Source organism: Corynebacterium maris DSM 45190, assembly GCF_000442645.1.
Classification (GTDB): Bacteria; Actinomycetota; Actinomycetes; order Mycobacteriales; family Mycobacteriaceae; genus Corynebacterium; species Corynebacterium maris.
On sequence record NC_021915.1, the window covers coordinates 162,210 to 179,948 of the forward strand.

Genomic DNA, 17,739 nt, shown 5'->3' on the forward strand with positions numbered 1-17,739 from the left:
AAGCGCGGTGTGGTCCAGTTTCACGTGAAACATCCCGAATTGCCGAACGGTCCGCGCCCTTGTGTCGCACGTCACAGTCTGGGATAATGCAGTCTATGATCCCCCATTCTCGAGGCCGTGGCGACCGTAATATCTGGCCGTTGATGACGTCGATCGATGCACTCGCCCTGCGCGACTGGTTGGCCCAGCTTGGATTTGAAGAAGGGGTGCTCATCCACAAGGACGACCGGGTCGAGCACAGCGAAATGATCTGGCCCGAGGGTGGGCGGGTGGTGGTCTGCGCGCAACGGGAGGAAGAGCCCTCGATCGTGCCGGCGGGCATCGGCAACGTCTACGTCGTCACCGATGACCCCGACGAGGTGTACCGCACGGCCCGGGAGATGGGGGCGACCATCTCACGGGAGCTGATGGACACCGGGTACGGCTCGCGGGACTTCACCGTGCGCAGCCCGGACGGGCACAGCCTGTCTTTCGGCACCTATGACGGCGCCGAGGAATCAGACTAGCCGGTACCTCTCCAGCAGCGCGTGGCCGTCGGCGCCGTAGATCGTCGGCACGCCGTCGCGATCCGTGCGCGGCGGGCCGGTCAAGGAGCTCGTCGTGCCGTGGGACAAGACGTGCTCGGTGGGGGTCAGCTCCCGGATCGCGACGCCGCGCACCCGGTCGGGGTGCTCGTCCACGAACTCCCCGTAGGTCAACGGGTCGTGCTGGCCGTCGTCGCCGACGAGCGCCCACCGGATGGCGGGGTAGTCGATGGCGAGGTTCCGCAGCTGCACCTTCTTGTGCTCCTGCCCGGAACGGAACAGGCCGGTGGGGGTGGGGCCCCAGTCGGTCAGCAGCAGCGGCCCCTTCGGCAAGCCCTGTTCCTCGATGAACTTCACCAGGGTGTCGTAGGTGTTCCACGCGCCCGTCGACAAGTAAAAGACCGGGGCGCCCGGATGCTCGCGCAGTACTTCGGCGTAGAAGTCCGCCATCCCCTCGACCGGCTGGCGCTGGTTGGTGTGCTTGACCCAGGAGTTGTAGGCGGCGAGCAGGGCACGCGGCAGGTTGGTCACCATCACCGTGTCATCGATGTCAGAGACCAGACCCATCGTCTCGTCGTCGGCGGTGACCAGCACCTCCGCGGTAACCGGCTCCGCACCCTGGGCCTCGACCCGGACCTCCTGCCAGCCGACGTCCAGGCCATGATTGTCCACCGTGACGTCGAAATACCCGTTCTGGTTGGTGCGCGTGCTCACGCGCTGGTCGCCCGCGTGCACGGTCACCGGCAGGTCGCCGACCTGGATGGTGAAGAACTGCCGGTAGCCGCGCTGGGCCTGCTGGGTCACCTGCTGCACCTGCGAACGGGGGTCGCCGTTGTCGTCGAACTCGGGGTCTTCCATGAGGATCCGGCCGATGACGTGGATGCGCTGTGCGGTGCCGTAGCCGCGGTACGGCTGAATCTCCGGCACCCAGCCGGCGGCGGTCTTGCGCTCGACGCCGCGGCGGTTGATGCGGCGTTCCGCCGCGCGAACGATGTCTGACAGTCCCATGCGGGCGAGAATACACTCGCCGCGGGCGCCGGGCGTCGTTAAGCGCGGACCGGGGCAGTGTGCTTGAGCTCTACGTTCGCCAGGACGTGGTCGCGGGCCAGCACCATGTTGCGCAGCGAGGCCTCGGTCTCCTCATAACCGCGGGTCTTCAGGCCGCAGTCCGGGTTGACCCACAGCCGCTCCGCCGGGACGTGCTGGGCGGCGGCGGTCAGCAGCTCGATGAGCTCGGCCACCTCCGGCACGCGCGGGGAATGGATGTCGTAGATGCCCGGGCCGATGCCGGAGGTGAACTTCTCCTCGATGTCGCCGAGCAGCTCCATCCGCGAACGGGCCGCCTCGATGGAGGTGACGTCGGCGTCGAGGTCGTTGATAGCCTCGATGATCTGGCCGAACTCCGAGTAGCACAGGTGTGTGTGGATCTGGGTGTCCGGCTGCGCGTCGGCGGCGACCAGGCGGAAGCCGCGCACGGCCCAGTCCAGGTACTCCTGGCGGCGCTCTTCGCGCAGCGGCAGCAGCTCGCGCAGGGCCGGCTCGTCGATCTGGATGATCTTGATGCCGGCCTCCTCGAGGTCGGCGACCTCGTCGGCCAGCGCCACGCCGATCTGGTCCGCGGAGACGGACAGCGGGACGTCGTCACGCACGAACGACCAGGCCAAAATGGTGACCGGGCCGGTGAGCATGCCCTTGACGTGCTTGTCCGACAGCGACTGGGCGTAGGCGATCCAGTCGACGGTCATGGCCTGCGGGCGGGAGACGTCGCCGATGATGATCGGCGGACGGGTGCAGCGGGAGCCATAAGACTGGACCCAGCCGTTCTCGGTGACCACGAAGCCGTCGAGCAGCTCCGCGAAGTACTGCACCATGTCGTTGCGCTCCGGCTCGCCGTGCACCAGCACGTCGATGCCCAGGCTCTCCTGTAGCTCGATGACCGAGGCGATCTCGTCCTTCTGCGCCTGGACGTACGCCGCGTCGTCGATGACGCCGGCCTTGTGGTCGGCGCGAGCCTTGCGCACCTCGTCGGTCTGCGGGAAGGAGCCGATGGTGGTGGTCGGCAGCTCCGGCAGGTTCAGCGACTGCTGCGCCTCGACGCGCTCGTCGAAGGACGGCTGGCGCTTGACCTCGCCGTCCGGCAGGGCGGCGACGCGGGCCTGGACGGCCTGGTTGTGTACACGCGCCGATTCACGGCGGGTGCGCACGGCGCGGTCGGCGCGGGCGAAGGCCTCGCCGGCGGCGACGGTGCCCTCGTTCAGGGCGGTGGACAGGGAGACGGCCTCGCCGACCTTCTCGTCGGCGAAGGAGAGCCAACCGGCGACGTCGACCGGCAGGTTCGGCTCGTTGGCGACGGTGTGCGGCACGTGCAGCAGCGACACCGAGGACGAGACGGTCACCGTCAGGCCGGCGTTTTTGAGCTGCTCGAGCACGCTGAGACGCTCACGCAGGTCGGCGGCCCAGACGTTGCGGCCGTCGATGACGCCGGCGACCAGGCGGGTGTTCTTGTCCACGGTGGCGGCGATGCGCTCCAGGTAGTCCGGGGCTTCCTTCAGCGTCTGCGGGGCCAGGTCGACGCCGAGGGCCTCCGGACGGGCGGCGGCCAGTGCCTCGAGTCCGGCGTTCAGCGAGCCGTAGGGGGTGGACAGGAACACGGACGGGCGCACGGCGTCCTCGGCCAGCAGGGTGGCGTAGGTCTGCTTCGCCAGCTCCGCGAGCTCGGCGTCGGTGATTCCGGTGAGGTCGGCGACCAGGGCCGGCTCCTCGATCTGGACCCACTCCACGCCGTTGTCGGCGAGGGTTTCGAGGATTTCGGCGTAGGAGGCGGTCAGCTTCGCCAGGTGATCCAGGGGCCGGGTGGTCGCGCCCTCGGCCTGCTTGGACAACGCCAGCAGGGTGACCGGCCCGACGAGGAAGGGGCGCACGACGTTGCCGGCGTCCTTGGCCTCGGTGAACAACTCCAGCAGACGCTGCGGGCGCGGGCGGTATTCTTCGTCGTCGCCGACCTCCGGGACCAGGTAGTGGTAGTTGGTGTCGAACCACTTGGTCATCTCCAGCGGGGCAGTGTCGGCGTTGCCGCGGGCCAGGGTGAAGTAATCGGCCAGGGCGACGTCTTCGTCGGCGCCGCCGAGCAGGCCGACGGTCACGGCCGTCTCCAGGACGTGGTCGTAGTAGGCGGCGTCCGCGGGGATCGAGTAGTCCTCGGTCAGGCCCAGCTCACGCAGTCGCGCCCAGTTGCTCAGGCGCAGGCTGCGGGCCGCGGAGCGGAACTCCTCGGCGTCGATGCGGCCCTTCCAGAAGGACTCCAGCGCCTTTTTCAGCTCGCGGTTCGGGCCGATGCGGGGATAGCCCTCGATCGTGGCGTTGGGGAAGGTGACGGTGTTTTCAGACATGGCAAAAATGCCCTTTCTCGCGAAAAGTGAAGTAGTTGGGTGGTGTTCCGAACTGATCTTCGCGGGGGCTCCCGGTTCTGATGTTCGTGGGTGTCGCTACCGGACGGTCATCTCACGCACGCGGATGGCGTGGTGCGATGCCGATGCGGGTGAGCAACTCTCCGGTGACGTCGGCGCGGTTGAACGTGTACAGGTGCAGGCTCTCCGTGTCATTCGACAGGAGGGTCTGCGCCATTTCAGCGGTCGCGTCCATACCGATGTCGAGCTGGCCCTCCGGCGTGTCGGACTTCTCCAGGCGGCGAATCAGCCGCTCGGGGACCTCCAGGCCGGAGAGCTGCCCCATTCGGCGCAGCCGCTGCACGCTGATCATCGGCGCCAGCGCCGGAATCAACGGGATGGTGACCCCGGCCAACCGGGCCCGGTCGCGGAACCGCAGGTAATCCTCCGGGTCGAAGAACATCTGGGTGATGGCGAAGCCCGCGCCGAGGCGCTGCTTGGCCAGCAGGACGTCGATGTCCTCGTCCGGGCCGGAGGACTGGTAGTGCCCGGAGGGGTAGGCGGCGACGCCGACCGCCAGCCGGCCCGCCGCGAAGCGGGCGGCCTGGCTGCCTTCCACCTCGCCGATCAGGTTGATCAGGTCGGTGGCGTGCGGCAACTCGCCCGGGGCCGGCCCGTCCTGGCCGTCCGGGTAGTCGCCGCGCAGCGCCAGGAACCCGCGCACCCCGGCGTCGATGAGCCGGTTGATCCAGCCGACGAGTTCGTCGCGGGTGCCGGCGGTGCACGCCAGGTGCGCCAGCGGCAGCATCCGGGTGGTCTGGGAGATGCGCTCGATGAACGCGGAGGTGCCCGTGAGCCAATCAGAGCGTTGGGAGCTGGTCACGGCCAGGTAGTCGGGGCCGTAGGACTCGAGGGTGGCCAGCAGGTGGTCGATCTTGGAGCGGTCCGAGTCGTGGCGCGGCGGCATGACTTCAAAGGACAGGGAGGTGCGGCGACGGGCGCCGGGGGCGCGGCCGAGCAGATCTTCGGGATCGAGCTTCGTCGGCTGGGACTCGACCGGAATGAGATCCTCGTCGAGCGGCGCAGACGCCGAGAACCGGGTGGACCGGTGCGGGCGGACGGATACGTCAGCGCTCATGGAAGCCTCCTCTGGTGGTGTCGTGGTGCCCGGCCCGCAACTGCTGCGGACGGGCGTGCACGGAGGTGAGGAGGCTTCCTGTGTCCCTCGGTGCGGATTGGGTTTAAATGTAGCCACGTGGGCACGGCCAGGCACAAGGGCTAGGTTTTGTGTGGTTGACGATTAGCGCTTGTACCAGCACAAACGCTGGGTTAGAATGTGAAAGTAATTCCATTGGCGAGTGTACCGCTTGGTCTACCGAGGGGTTGTCTGAAGGCCTACCCGAAGGCCGGATGATAGTGCACGACGCCGCTCGGAAACTGTGAATCGGTGATCCGCAGCGCCTGAAAATACCCCTCCGGGGCGCCCGGATAATCGAGCCCCGGAACGCGCTCGAAGCCGAAGCGGGCGTAGAAATCCGGCTCGCCGAACACCACGACCCCACCCGCGCCACCCTCGGCGAGCCGCTCCAGGGTGCCCTCCAGCAGTGCCCGCCCCACACCCCCGCCCTGTCGATGCGGCGCCACGGTCACCGGGCCGAGACCGAACCAGCCACCCGTGCCGTCGTCGATGCGCACGGGCGAGACGGCCACATGCCCGATCGTCTGCACCCCCTCCACCGCGACCACGGACAGCGACAACGCGTCATCGTCGCGGAGCGCGTCGACGATGGCCGCCTCCGCGCCGTCGGAACGCTCGACCGTGGCGAACGCCGCCGCGATCAGGGCGTGGATGCCTGGGATGTCGGCGTCGGTCTCGCGCCGAATGGTCCGGTCAATCATGGCGCCCAGTGTAGGCGCATCCACCCGCCGACTGTTTCACACGTCACACTTTCTCGACCTACTCTGGGGCCATGACGGCACTGTTCGACGACGGCGCAGACTACGCCGCGCACCGCCCCTCCTACCCGCCCGCCCTCGCCGAGTCCCTGGCGGCGCTGCCCGACGGCGGCACTGACCTTGCCCTCGACGTCGGCTGCGGCACCGGCCAGCTCACCGCGCTGCTGGCGCAGCACGTCGGCCACCGAGTCATCGGCGTCGACCCCAGCCCCAGCCAGATCGCGGCCGCCACCCCCGCCCCGAAGGCCCTTTACCGCGTCGGCTCCGCGGACCGGTTACCCGCCGTGGATGGGAGCGTCGACCTGATCACCGTCGCCCAAGCCGCCCACTGGATCGACGACCTGGCCGCCTTCTACGCCGAGGCGCGCCGGGTGGCGACCCCGGGGGCGGCGATCGCGCTGGTCAGCTATGGTCTTTGCGATGTTGAGGGGGAGGTGAACTCCCTCTTCCAGGACTTCTACTGGGGTGATTTCCACCGCTTCTGGGATCCGCGCCGCCGGCACGTGGAAAACGGCCTGGCGGACCTGGACTTCCCGTTCGAACCGCTGCGCGTGGAGCAGCCCGCCATCGTCCGCGAATACGACCTGACGGATTTCCTCGGCTACCTGGGCACTTGGACCGCGGTGCGCAACGCACGCGACAGCGGGCACGCCCACGAGTTTGCGGCGTTTTCCGAGGCGTTGTCCCGGCAGTGGGGCGACCCGGCGCGGCGCCGGACCGTGACGTGGCCGATCGCCGTGCGGGCGGGGAAGGTGCAGGCAGGGTAACGCTTCCCGCAGTCTGCCTAGCGCTTCCTGCGCGCGCGACGCAGCACGACAAGTACGCCGAACACGAGCACCGTGATCAGGATCGCCGGGGCGATCTTCCGCTGCTCGGCGGGGCTTTGCGACGACTTCTCGACCGTCGGCGGTGCGGCGTCCGGGTCCTCGGGGGTGACGGTGACCTGCTCGGGTTCGATGACCGTGGGGGAGGTGGGTTCGGTGGCGTCGGCCTGGGTCTCGGCGTCGTTTTCAAGGACGCCGCTGACCTCGTCGTGTAGTTCCTGTACCCCGCTGGCCCGGCGGGTGGTCAGCAGCATCTGGGTGAGGTTAGGGCGGCGCGGGATCTCGTCCAGCCACAGCTTCTCCTGGATCTGATCCCACCGCTTGTGGGCGGCCTCGGGTGCTGCCCCGGAGGCGAGGTCTTCCCGCAGTGCGCTCAGCTCCGTGCGGGCGCGCATGTTCAGCAGCAGCAATTCGACGAAGAACGTCGGGGCCTGCACGAACGGGGTGGGATTGTCCCGGTAGTCCGTGTCCGTGCGGACGGCGGCCAGGCCGTGGTCGGCGGCCAGGATCGCCCAGTTGTTGGACTCCTCGGCGGTGTGCTTTTCCAGGGCGTCGCGAGTGTCCTGCGGGGGCCGTTTGTCGTCGAGGTCTGCACCGGCGGCCAACTCCCACGCCCACTGCTCGTAGGAGCTCCAGGCGTCCGCCTCGGGGAATGACGGCGGGCCCGGCACGTCCGCGCGGGAGGGTAGGGCCACGACGCTGCGGCTCGGCAGCGCCGAATCGCCGAGGCCACCGTCTTCGTTCACCCGGAGCGTGGCCAGCTGAGCTGGGGTATCGCTCGGGGCCAAGAGCAGTTTCGCGACCTCCATGAGGTTCTGTGTCAGCGGGTAAACCGGGGTCTGATCCGTGGCCGGTGCGGCGGTATCCGGCAGGGACGGGTGGCGGCTGGCCGGCACGGACGGCGTCACCAGCTGGGCCGGGAAGTCATTGTCCGGTCGGGCCAGTGCCTGGGAGATGCGCTCCAGCTGCGCGGAGGAGCAGTTTTCGGCGAGGACGTGAAATACCAGGAAGTGCTGGCGGGAAGCCGGGTCAGTCTCGTCCGACGTGGAGGCGGCGCGCGGGTAGGAGAGGCACTCCACCGCGTGCAGCTGCAGACTGCCGTGCTCCCAGTCGTCGGTCTCTCCCGTCGTGGACCACTGGCCCGGTCGCAGGGCCAGGCGGCCGAACTTTGCCATGCCCGCCCCGGCCGCCACGTCGTTGATCAGTTGGTAGGGCAGGGCGGTGTCGAGTCCAGCGTCTGCGGGCCATTCCTCAGTGCAGGCAGGGTTTGTGGCCGCGGTCTTTTCTAGCCAGGAATGGATGCTCTTGCGGGTCGCGTGCTTGTACACCGCAGATTGTCCCCGGCCGGGCCGGAAATATCCGGCGAGCTCGGAGCCGAAGTAACTCGCCGGGTTGGCCTTGGGGTTTTTGAACTCCAGGCGCGGGATCGGCGCGGCGTTCTCGGCGGTGTCGGCGTCTTCGGCGTCTGGGGCGGGCGGATAGTATTCCACGCCTTTAATGCCCTCGTATCGCCCCTCCAGCCACGGCGATGACTCGGCGTCGAGCAGGGAGGCGTCGCCGAGGGCAACGTCCTGGGGCAGCGGAAACGCCACCGAGAACAGTACGGCGCGCCAGTGGGCGGGCGTGGTGGCCAACGCCGGGTTGCGTTGCTTGAGCTCGTTGCCCCGGTAACTGCCGTGGCTGTCTAATTCGTTGAGGTAGTCAGTGTCGACCATCGCTTGTCCTGCCGTGTCTGATTGTGTGATGTCATCTCCGGATGTCCTCACCTTTACATAAAAACCTCGGCAGATGTACGGCATAATGTCGGCGTCGAGGTGGATGGGCGTGGTGAGATGCATCGACCATCTTCTCGGTAAGTCGCGGAGACCCCCACGAATGCGCGTTTTACAGAGTGAGAAAAGATCCGTGACCATTGTCTTCGACACACGTTGCTCACGAGGAACCTCGCACCGCACGTATAAAACCCGTGGGCTGGTGGCCCCCGCGGCAACGTCCGAGACGACAATGGGAAAGCGAAGGCTTACCGGGTCCGTCAGGTGCTCCAAGCCGTAGAACAGCTGCGGACCCACGGGTCGTGACCGCACCTGAAAAAATAACGCTCCAAGGAAGAAGGTCCGTGTTGAACCCTGAAAAATGCACTTACCAGGTGTCTTGATCTGAGGGGGATGGCGAGTACGTCGTCGCCGTCCTGGAGTTTCCGTCGCTGTCCTGGCTGGGCGGGTCCTCGCCGACGGGGCGCGACGCCCATGCGTTTCCAACGCGGGGTTCTCGACGACATCATGGCTGCGTCTTGAGCGGAAAAGTCACGGACCCGGATTCTGCACGGGCAGAATCGCTGCGCCAGCCTCTCGACATCCTTCTCTCATCCGTGCCGGTTATGTTGGCCGAAATAAACCATTTATCCGCCATCCGGGCCCTCGTAGATGGTTATAAAGCGCCGAAAAAATCATCTAGACCCGCCGGGCGTGCCTCATTGCGGTGTTTTCTGCGCTGTATGAGCGTTAAAGAGGGCATCCGACGTCTGCGGATTCTGCACGTGCAGAATCGCTACGTCAACGCCTCCGCGAGCGGGGTGTCGCCGTCGGTGGGTTCGTCGGTCAGTACATTCGCAGGCCAAGCACGTCCAGGCCGGAATCACTGAGTCGCAGTCGCACTGGCCGTTCGGTGACGGTGTCCAGATACCCTTGTTCCCGCAGCAACTGCAGGTCTTTTCTGGTTTGGCTGGTGGACCGTTTCATGTGTTGTGCCACGTCGGCGTAGGTGGCCGCGCGGTCGGCGCCGAAAAGGTGTAGCTCCCCCAGGAAGTGCATGATGTCCGCGTGAAGGGCTTTCCAGTCGGTGGGGAGATTATTCTGCAGTGCCCGGGTTTCGTCAGCGAGGCTTTTCATCAAGTAGAGGCGGGCGTCAACGTCTTGAGTGAGTGTCTGTTGCGCCTCAGTGAGAAAGCGGAGCATCGTCACGACGAAGGGTGTGGCTTCGGCCCGGTTAACGGGATCTTCTACGGCCATGAACGCCTGGTAGTAGCGGTCTTTTTGGGTATTGATAGCGGTGGACAGGGTGAGCGCCGTGGCCGGGGAGAGGATCTCCGCGATGTGGGCGCCGAGGAGGTAGCGGCCGGTGCGTCCGTTCCCGTCGTAAAAGGGATGGACCACCTCAAACATGAGGTGGGCGATAAAAGCCGTGATCAGGCTGGGGGTGTTTTCCCGGTCAGTGATGCGCAGGATCGTCCGGAGCCCCTCCTGGAGCTTGTGTTCCGGATGGAAACCGGAATGCACGACGCGTTGCCGACGGCTGTCCCATACTGTCACGGAACCGTCCCGGAACAGTTCGCCGTCGAGTTGGTCGTCGTCCGGCAGCTTTTCGCCGTCCATCACTTTCTCGTACAGGCTGCGGATTCCTTCGAGCGTATCGGGGAGACGGGTCTCGCCGTGGGCAAGTGCGTCATAAAGCCGTGCGAATTCTTTGAACCGGTGATTGGGGGTGGCGGAGTCAAGTGCTTCCTGGATTTCTCTGCGGGTGGAGAACACTCCCTCGATGTCGTTGGTGGCCACCACCTCATCCAGCAGCAGACTCCGCAAGTAATGGCTCTGGGCCCCGGCAGGCAGCCGTTGCCACTGTCTCCGCACGGATAGTTCGGCCTGATACGCGGTTTCGAGCAGTTCGACGATGGCGGGGGTGATCATGCAGTACAGAGTGTGCTCACCCACGGGGAAATCCCAGTGAAGTACCGCTTCCGATGCGGTGCGCCGCTCATGGAGCGCTTCCATTGAGGAGTGGCTGCCTCGATGTAATTCATTGCGCAAAGTGCGATATGACCGCATGCGGGACCCCTTCCTGCTCCTTGACGGCTAATGTGGCGATAATAAACCATCTAGTTACCATCCTGCCCCTCGTAGATGGTTAAAAGCGACGAAAAAATCATCTAGACCCGCCGGGCGTGCCTCGTTGCGGTGTTTTCTGCGCTGTATGAGCGTTAAAGAGGGAATCCGACGTCCGCGGATTCTGCACATGCAGAATCGCTACGCCAACGCCTCCGCGAGCGGGGTGTCGCCGTCGAAGAAGGACACGGTCTCGTTGACCGCGGCCCCGGTGGCCAAGATGTGGCCGATGACCGCGGCGACGTTGTTGCGCGAGGTCCTTTCCGTCGGCTGATCCTCGGTGACCGTGATGCGGCCGGTGACGTCGCCGTCGACGAGTTCACCGGGGCGCAGGATCGTGTAGTTCATCCCGGAATCGCGCAGGTGCGCCTCCTCCTCCGGGTGCGCCCCGGAGGAAATCAGAAGATAGCGGGCGACGCCGGTTTGCCGGGCGGCGTTGATCGACAGCTTCACGGCGGGCTCGTCGACGGTGGCGCTGAAGACGATCACGTCGGCGCCGTCGAAGGCGGCCACGAAGTCGGAGGGGCTGGCCTCCTCCAGGTCCATGAGCACCGAGGTCCCGCCGAGCTGCTGGATCTCGGCCGTCTGGGCGGGGGCGCGGACGATGTTGTGGACCTGGTGTCCGGCCTCGATGAGCAGGGGAGTGGCCAATCGGGCGATGCGGCTGTGCCCGCCGACGAAGACCACGTTCTGGGCGGCTGTTGTGTTGGTGTCCATGCCTGCGAGTTTAGGTGCGTTTGGGTCGCCCCCGCCGAACAGAGACGGAAGGGTCCCCGGGAATCCAGAAACGCAGCGGCGCGTCGACGTTTTTGGAGATGCCGATTCTGGGCCCACTCACCCATTCCGGCTCCTCCTCCCGCGGCCCCAGCAGGAACTCCGGACCGGTGACGGGGCTGCCATTGTCGTCTAGCGCCAGCCCCAGGGCCTGGCCCAGGTTGCCGGGGCCTTGGGCGAGGCGGTTAAAGGGGACGTCCCCGCGGCGTCGACGGGCTTCGTCTTCCCCGGCGACGACTTCGCCGGCGCGCAGCAGGCACCCCTGCCCGACGCCCTCCGGGGCGCACACGATGTTGCCGGCGAGGTGGATGCCGTAGGAGAGGTAGACGTACATGCGTCCCGGCGGGCCGAACATCGCCGCGTTGCGCGGGGTTTTGCCGCGGTGGGTGTGCGCGGCCGGGTCTTCGGCGCCCAAGTACGCCTCGACTTCCGTCAGCCGGACGGTAACCCCGGCGTGGGTGAACGTGCGCCCCAGCAGCTGCGGGGCGACGACGTCTGCTGGCTCGGTGAAATCAACCATGACACTAGGCTAGGCGATATGACCGCGATGCTTTTTGACCTCCACGGGGTGCTGCTGCGCCGCCCCACCGAGGAGGACCAGCGGCACCTGGAACACGCCCTGGGGGTCAGCGACACGCAGCAGTTCCGGCACACGCTCCAAGAGATGGCCAGCGCCCTGGACGTGGGCGAGCTCAGCGAAAGCCGCTGGTGGAGCACGGTCTCGCCCCACGCAGACAACGAGGAGATTGACGCGCGCGAAGCCTTCGAGGCCGCCTGCGCCGGCTACATCAACCCCGACCCCGAGGCCGTCGCCGCCGCCTTAGGGCTCATCGACGCCGGGCACCTGTGCGGGGTGTTGGCGAACGTGTCCATCGGCCTGGCGGTGCGCATGCGCCGCGACCTGCCGTGGTTGGCGGACTTCGACGCGGTCGCCTTTTCCTGCGACCTCGCGCTGCCCGCCACCGCCCCGGAATCCTTCTCCGTCGCCGTGGAGGCGATGGGCGCGCCGATGCGGGAGACGCTCTATGTCTCCGCGAACCCGGGCCACGTCGCGGCGGCCGAGGCCGTCGGCCTGCAAGGGCTGCTGTACGACGGCCCGGAGTCCCTGCGGCGTCTGCCCTGATTCAGTTGAGGCGGGGATCTTGGCCGTACTGCCGGGGCACGCCCAGGTGCTCACGCAGCGTGGCGCCCCGGTAATCCCGGTGGTACAGGCCGCGCCGCTGCAGGATCGGGACCACCTCGTCGACAAACTCGTCCGCGACCGCGTAGGTGGCCTGCTGGAGCCAGAAGCCGTCGGCGATCCCGGCCTCGAACGCCTCCTGCAAGTAGTCGGCGATGGCCTCGGGCGGCCCGACCGGGCTGGGGGCGTAGTCGATGACGCCGTGGGCCAGGATCTCGCGCGGGGTCCAGCCTTGACGTGCGATCTCCAGTGCCCGGGCCGAACGAGGGTCGTTCGGGTTCGCCCGCGCGCGTTCGAGCTGGGCCGCGCTCAGCGGCTCGTCGGCCTGCGACGCATCCAGGCTCAGACCGAGCATCAACCCGAGCACCGGCACCCGCTGCGGCGCGAGGTGCTCGTCCATCTGCATGCGTTTGCCGATCGCTTCCTCCACGGTGGCGCCCATGACGGGCATGAATCCCGTGAAGTACTTCAGCTCATCCGCCTCACGCCCGGCCTGACGGACGGCGGAGCGGTACATCTCCCGTTCCCGGCGGGTGACGTCGAAGTCGTACGTGGACGAGCCCACCGCGACGCTGGCGTAACGCCCGGCCAGGCCCAGCCCGTATTCGCCGCCGCCGGCGGAGGCGATGACCGGCTGCCCCTGCTCCGAGGGCGGGATGGCCAGCGGCCCGCGAGAGGCGACGTGCTTACCGCCCAGGTTGATCGGCTGAATCTGGTCCATGTCCAGGAACTGGCCGGTCTCGACGTCGTGGACCCAGGCGTCCTCGCCCCAGCTGCCCCACAGCGCTTGCACGATCTGGATCATTTCGTGGGCGCGTTCGTAGCGCTGCTCACGCGGGCGGACCCGCTCGCCGTAGTTGGCCACGGCGTTCGGCGCACTCGTGGTCACCGCGTTCCACCCCACTCGTCCGCGACTGAGCACATCGAGCGCCTTGAACTGACGTGCCAGGTTGTAGGCCTCGTTGAAGGTCGTCGACCCGGTGGCGATGAAACCGACGCGCGTGGTCTGGTGCGCCAGCACCGAGAGCGTGACGATCGGATCGAGCGTGGACACCGGGGCCTGGGACGCCAGCTCCTCGCCCGCGCCCGGGAAGTCCGGGGCGAATAAGAACGCGAACTTGCCGCGTTCGGCGGCCTGCGCCAGCTTCACCTGGGCGTCGATGTCGGTGAAGTTACTCCTGTGGTTTTCCGGGGCGCGCCACGCCTGCCCCTGGACTCCGTAGCCGTTGCTCAAGGTGGCGCTGAGCAGCATGGTCTTCTGACTCATGGATGATCCTTTGCGGCTGCGCCGGGCAGCCTAAGAGATTATGTGGAGAGGCCCTCCATGCCGGGCCACGATATCGAGGCCCCCGCGGCTTCTCAACCTGCGGGGACGGGGAGGCGGCCACTTCTCCGCCATGACCCCATAGGGGTTACCCCATAGGGCTCGCTTTTTCGTGATTCAGCCATAAAAATCGACCTCTATGGGGTGACGCCTATGGGGTGACGGCGCAGGACACTAGCCCAGCGGCTCGCGCAGCAGATGATCCAGCGCGATGGCACGCGCGATGGCGCGCACGATCTCGTGGTGGCTGGGGATCAGCCGCAGCTCCACGTCCACCCCGGCCGGCAGGGCGCCGCGCACCGTTTGGGCGAACAGCCGCGGCGCCTGGGGGTCGTCGACGAACGCGGAACCGGCGACCACCACGGTGGCGGGCCGGTACTCGCTGACCAGCGTGGCGGTGACGTGCCCGAGCAGCTGGGCGCGCTCGTTGAGCAGCTGCCGCACAGCGGGCGCGGAGGAGGCGACCAATTCCTGCAGCGACTGCGCGTGCACGCCCTGCTTGCCGGCGGCCGCCAGCAACGCGGCGGTGGGCAGCGAACTCACGTCGTGCGGCATGCCGTTGATCGCGGTGATGTGCTCGCCCGCCGTGATGGCGGCGCCGACGGAGTCGTCGGCGAACAGCGACATGATCACCGGTGGATCCTGGGTGAAGTCCACCTCCGCGTTCTGCAGCTCGCTGCCGATGATCGCCGGCACCGCCGCCGACACCGTCACCGGCACCGAGAACTGGAACCGCAGCCGACCGGCGATGTCCACGTCGTCCCACCCCAGCGACGGGGCGTTGACCATCCCGTCGGCGCTCACCGCGCCCGGGAACGTCACGCCCACCGACGCCAACGGCCGCTCCAGGCCAGCGCTCAGGCGATTCAGGCCGGCCATGACGTGTTCGATGAAGTCCTCGGCGCGCAGCCGCGCCATGGGCGTGGCCACCTCGACGTCGCGGACGGTGCGCCCGTGGGCGTCGAAAAGCCCGATGTAGGTCACCGACGTGCCCACCGCGATGCCCGCGTACACGCCCGGGCTGTCCGCCAACTCCAACGGGATCGTCGGCCGCCCGCGGCCCTGCGACTGCGTGAGGTCGTTGCGCTCGACGACCAGGCCGGCGTTGATCAGGGCCGTGACCGCGCGGGTCACAGTCGGCTGCGAAAGACCGGTCACCTCGACGAGTTCGCTACGCGTGGTCAACGGCTGCAGCCTCATCAGGTGGAAACACTTGGACGCCGGCGTTTTGGGGCGCGCAAATGCAAGGTGAGGCGAAGACATAAATTATATTCTACGTTGTCCCAGAAATCAGTGTCGAGGATCACCCCTTACACACGCAGGAACATCAGCTCACCAAACCGGCGCCGACGTCCGGGGCCGGCCGGCGATACCGCCAGAACTTCGGCACCAACGCCACGCACACCACCGTGCTCACCACCGCCAAGATCCCGCCGACGGCGGTGGTCAGGCCCGCGCCCCACCAGCCCGCCGCCCAGCCGTGCAGCACGTCCGCGATCCGCGGCCCGCCCGCCACGATCACGAAGTAGGCGCCCTGCACCCGGCCCTGCATCTCATCGGTGGTCGACTGCTGCGTGATCGCGTTGCGCAACGACGCCGAAAACATGTCCGCCGCCCCGCCCACGACCAACATCACGATCACCAGCACCGCCCACGCGGTCACCGCACCGGGGCTGGCCATCACGGCCACGCCGGCGACTGTGACGGCCAGCCCCCACACGACGATGCAGATCGTCACCGCCTTGCCCTGGCGCACCTCGCGAGTGATCCACCCGGAGAACAACCCGCCGAGCACCGCTCCGACGGCCAGGGAGGAATACAGCGCGGACAGCATCAGCGGGGAGCCGCCGAAATCGACCTCCGCCATCTCCGGGTACAGGGCGCGCGGCATGCCGAAGCCCATCGCCAGCAGGTCCAGCAGCATCGCCACCAGCAACACCGGGTGTCCGCCCAAATACCGCAACCCGGAAATCACGCTGCGCAGCCCGGCGCGCTCCACGGTCGTGCCTGTGGGCGCCATCGCGGTCAGCGCCAGCACCGCACCTAAGGTGGGCACCAGGCAGACCAGGTCGATGAAATACAGCCAGGCGTAACCGGTCAGCGGGATGAGCGCCCCGGCGATCAGCGGTCCGACGATGGCCCCGGCCTGCATGAGCATCATGTTCAGGCTGGAGCCGGCGGCGAGTTGGTCTAGCGGCAGCAGCCGGCGGATCACCGCGGTGCGGGTGGGCTGGTTGACGGCGAAGAAGGCCTGTTGCAGGGCGAAGAGGGTGAGCAGCCACCATACGTTGACGGCGCCGGTCAGCGTCATCGCCCACATGCCCGCCGCACTGAGTGTCATGCCGAGGGTGGTGACGATGAGTACTGTGCGTTTGTCGAAGGCGTCGGCGATGGATCCGCCGTAGAGGCCGAAGACGATCAGCGGCACGAGGCCGAACAGCCCGGTGAGCCCGACGTAGGCGGAGGAGCCGGTCAGGGAGTAGATGTGGGTGGGCACCGCCACGACCGTCAGCTGGGCGCCGAGTTGGGTGAAGATGTTCGCCGTCCACAGCCGTCGGTAGGCGGGGTTGCGCAGGGGGCGGGTGTCGGCGAAGACGTCACGGATACCCATCGTTGGCAGTCACTTCCTTACATGGTGCTCATCGGCGCCCGGGACGCGGTGCGCCCAGGCAACCCGGCTGATGTTACCGCAGCCGGAGAAGCGTTCACCGGGCAGGATTTCTGCGCGCGGATAAGATGAGGGCCGTCAACGACGCCTGCCGGGCACGCTGCGCGGAGGCAACCTTGGGGGAGGACGACGATGCTGACACGGGGACATGATTTTGCGACGGATGCGGGGGCGGAGGAGACGTCCCCGCCGCGCCGCTACGACCTGACGCCGCCGCCGGCGCTGGATCAGTCGAACCTGGTCAACCCGGTGAAAGCGGCGCCCAAGAGCGGGTGGCGCAAGGCGGTGCACACCGTCACCGGCGGGCGCATCAACCCGGGCGGTTCGTCGGCGCAGGAGCGCCACGACCAGCTGCTGGCACGTATCCGCCAGCCGCTGCGCGGGGATTACCGCATCGCGGTGATGAGCCTCAAGGGCGGGGTGGGCAAGACGACCACCACGGTGTCGCTGGGCAGCGCTTTCGCCAGCGTGCGCGGCGACCGGGTCATCGCGGTGGACGCGAACCCGGATCTGGGCACTCTGGCCCAGCGCGTCGCGGATCCGGGGCCGGCCACCGTGCGGGATCTGCTCGCCGCCGAAGACACCTCCCGCTATCCGCAGGTGCGCGCTTACACCGCGCAGTCGACGGCCCGGTTGGAGGTGCTCGGCTCGGAGCGGGATCCGGCGGTGTCCGTGGCGTTCAGCGACGAGGATTACCGCCAGACCATCGACATTTTGCAGCACCACTACAACATCATCCTCACCGATTGCGGGACGGGGTTGATGCATTCGGCGATGAGCGGGGTGCTCGAGCTGGCCAATTCTTTGGTGCTGGTGACCTCCCCGGCGTTGGACGGGGCGCAGTCCGCGTCCGCGACGCTGGACTGGTTGAACCTGCACGGCTACGAGCAGCTGGCGGCCAATTCCGTGGTCGTGGTCTCTTCCGCGCACCCCGGTAAGCCGACGATCGACATGGAGCAGCTGACCGGGCACTTCCGCTCGCGCGCCCGCGCGGTGCACGTCGTCCCCTTCGACAAGCACCTGTCGGAGGGGGCGACGGTGGACCTGGACCGCATGTCCAAGCCGACGTATCAGTCCTACCTGGAGCTGGCCGGGATCGTCGCCGACGACTTCGGTTCCTGGCACCGGCACGCCGCGGTGTAGCGGGCCTGCACTAAGCTTCACGACGTCCACGACGACGTCTCACCACGGGCCCTGCCCCGGGGCGCGGCCCGCTTCCAGAAAA

General features: G+C 67.4%; 15 protein-coding genes. 4 read left to right on the forward strand and 11 right to left on the reverse strand.

Features of this window, described 5'->3' with window-relative positions; all coding sequences use genetic code 11:
• Positions 1–95 precede the first annotated feature (95 nt).
• Positions 96–506, forward strand: coding sequence for a VOC family protein (locus B841_RS00775; protein ID WP_041631674.1), 411 nt, complete (start codon positions 96–98; stop codon positions 504–506).
• Here B841_RS00775 and B841_RS00780 read toward each other — a convergent pair.
• The 4 genes from B841_RS00780 to B841_RS00795 all read right to left on the reverse strand — a co-directional run bounded on the left by B841_RS00780 (position 498) and on the right by B841_RS00795 (position 5,809).
• A complete protein-coding gene (locus B841_RS00780; RefSeq protein ID WP_020933573.1) occupies positions 498–1,532 on the reverse strand; it encodes an App1 family protein in 1,035 nt (344 codons plus the stop codon). The two genes, B841_RS00775 and B841_RS00780, sit on opposite strands and share 9 nt — an antisense overlap.
• 38 nt (positions 1,533–1,570) lie before the next feature.
• Positions 1,571–3,913 carry a 5-methyltetrahydropteroyltriglutamate--homocysteine S-methyltransferase gene (metE, locus tag B841_RS00785; RefSeq protein ID WP_020933574.1) on the reverse strand — a complete coding sequence of 781 codons (2,343 nt, stop codon included), beginning with the start codon at positions 3,911–3,913 and terminating at the stop codon, positions 1,571–1,573.
• 112 nt (positions 3,914–4,025) lie between these two features.
• The gene (locus tag B841_RS00790; RefSeq protein WP_020933575.1) at positions 4,026–5,048 is read right to left on the reverse strand and encodes a methylenetetrahydrofolate reductase; all 1,023 of its coding nucleotides are present in this window, start codon (positions 5,046–5,048) and stop codon (positions 4,026–4,028) included.
• Positions 5,049–5,305: 257 nt separating this feature from the next.
• Entirely contained in the window at positions 5,306–5,809 is a 504-nt protein-coding gene (locus B841_RS00795; protein WP_020933576.1) for a GNAT family N-acetyltransferase, read from the reverse strand.
• Between the two features lie 71 nt (positions 5,810–5,880).
• On the opposite strand from B841_RS00795, the gene B841_RS00800 reads away from it, so the two are divergent.
• Entirely contained in the window at positions 5,881–6,633 is a 753-nt protein-coding gene (locus B841_RS00800; protein ID WP_020933577.1) for a class I SAM-dependent methyltransferase, read from the forward strand.
• Between the two features lie 17 nt (positions 6,634–6,650).
• Here the strand turns inward: B841_RS00800 and B841_RS00805 are convergent, their stop codons facing one another.
• From B841_RS00805 to B841_RS00820, 4 genes are all read right to left on the reverse strand, one after another.
• Entirely contained in the window at positions 6,651–8,405 is a 1,755-nt protein-coding gene (locus B841_RS00805; protein WP_020933578.1) for a hypothetical protein, read from the reverse strand.
• An 882-nt stretch (positions 8,406–9,287) separates the two neighbouring features.
• Positions 9,288–10,373 carry a Fic family protein gene (locus B841_RS00810; protein ID WP_169466542.1) on the reverse strand — a complete coding sequence of 362 codons (1,086 nt, stop codon included), beginning with the start codon at positions 10,371–10,373 and terminating at the stop codon, positions 9,288–9,290.
• Between the two features lie 336 nt (positions 10,374–10,709).
• Entirely contained in the window at positions 10,710–11,285 is a 576-nt protein-coding gene (locus tag B841_RS00815; protein WP_020933580.1) for an NAD(P)H-binding protein, read from the reverse strand.
• Between the two features lie 10 nt (positions 11,286–11,295).
• Complete coding sequence (locus B841_RS00820) at positions 11,296–11,862, reverse strand: DNA-3-methyladenine glycosylase (protein ID WP_020933581.1); 567 nt, start codon at positions 11,860–11,862, stop codon at positions 11,296–11,298.
• An 18-nt stretch (positions 11,863–11,880) separates the two neighbouring features.
• Here B841_RS00820 and B841_RS00825 point away from each other — a divergent pair, with 18 nt between their 5' ends.
• Complete coding sequence (locus B841_RS00825; RefSeq protein ID WP_020933582.1) at positions 11,881–12,465, forward strand: HAD family hydrolase; 585 nt, start codon at positions 11,881–11,883, stop codon at positions 12,463–12,465.
• 1 nt (position 12,466) lies between these two features.
• On the opposite strand, the gene B841_RS00830 is transcribed toward B841_RS00825, so the two are convergent.
• From B841_RS00830 to B841_RS00840, 3 genes are all read right to left on the reverse strand, one after another.
• Positions 12,467–13,789, reverse strand: coding sequence for an NtaA/DmoA family FMN-dependent monooxygenase (locus B841_RS00830; RefSeq protein WP_020933583.1), 1,323 nt, complete (start codon positions 13,787–13,789; stop codon positions 12,467–12,469).
• Between the two features lie 231 nt (positions 13,790–14,020).
• Complete coding sequence (locus B841_RS00835; RefSeq protein ID WP_404825455.1) at positions 14,021–15,031, reverse strand: ROK family protein; 1,011 nt, start codon at positions 15,029–15,031, stop codon at positions 14,021–14,023.
• Positions 15,032–15,173: 142 nt separating this feature from the next.
• On the reverse strand, positions 15,174–16,457 hold the full coding sequence (locus B841_RS00840) for an MFS transporter (protein WP_020933585.1): 1,284 nt from the start codon (positions 16,455–16,457) through the stop codon (positions 15,174–15,176).
• Between the two features lie 189 nt (positions 16,458–16,646).
• Here B841_RS00840 and B841_RS00845 point away from each other — a divergent pair, with 189 nt between their 5' ends.
• A complete protein-coding gene (locus B841_RS00845) occupies positions 16,647–17,657 on the forward strand; it encodes a MinD/ParA family ATP-binding protein (RefSeq protein WP_020933586.1) in 1,011 nt (336 codons plus the stop codon).
• The last annotated feature ends 82 nt before the right edge of the window (positions 17,658–17,739 follow it).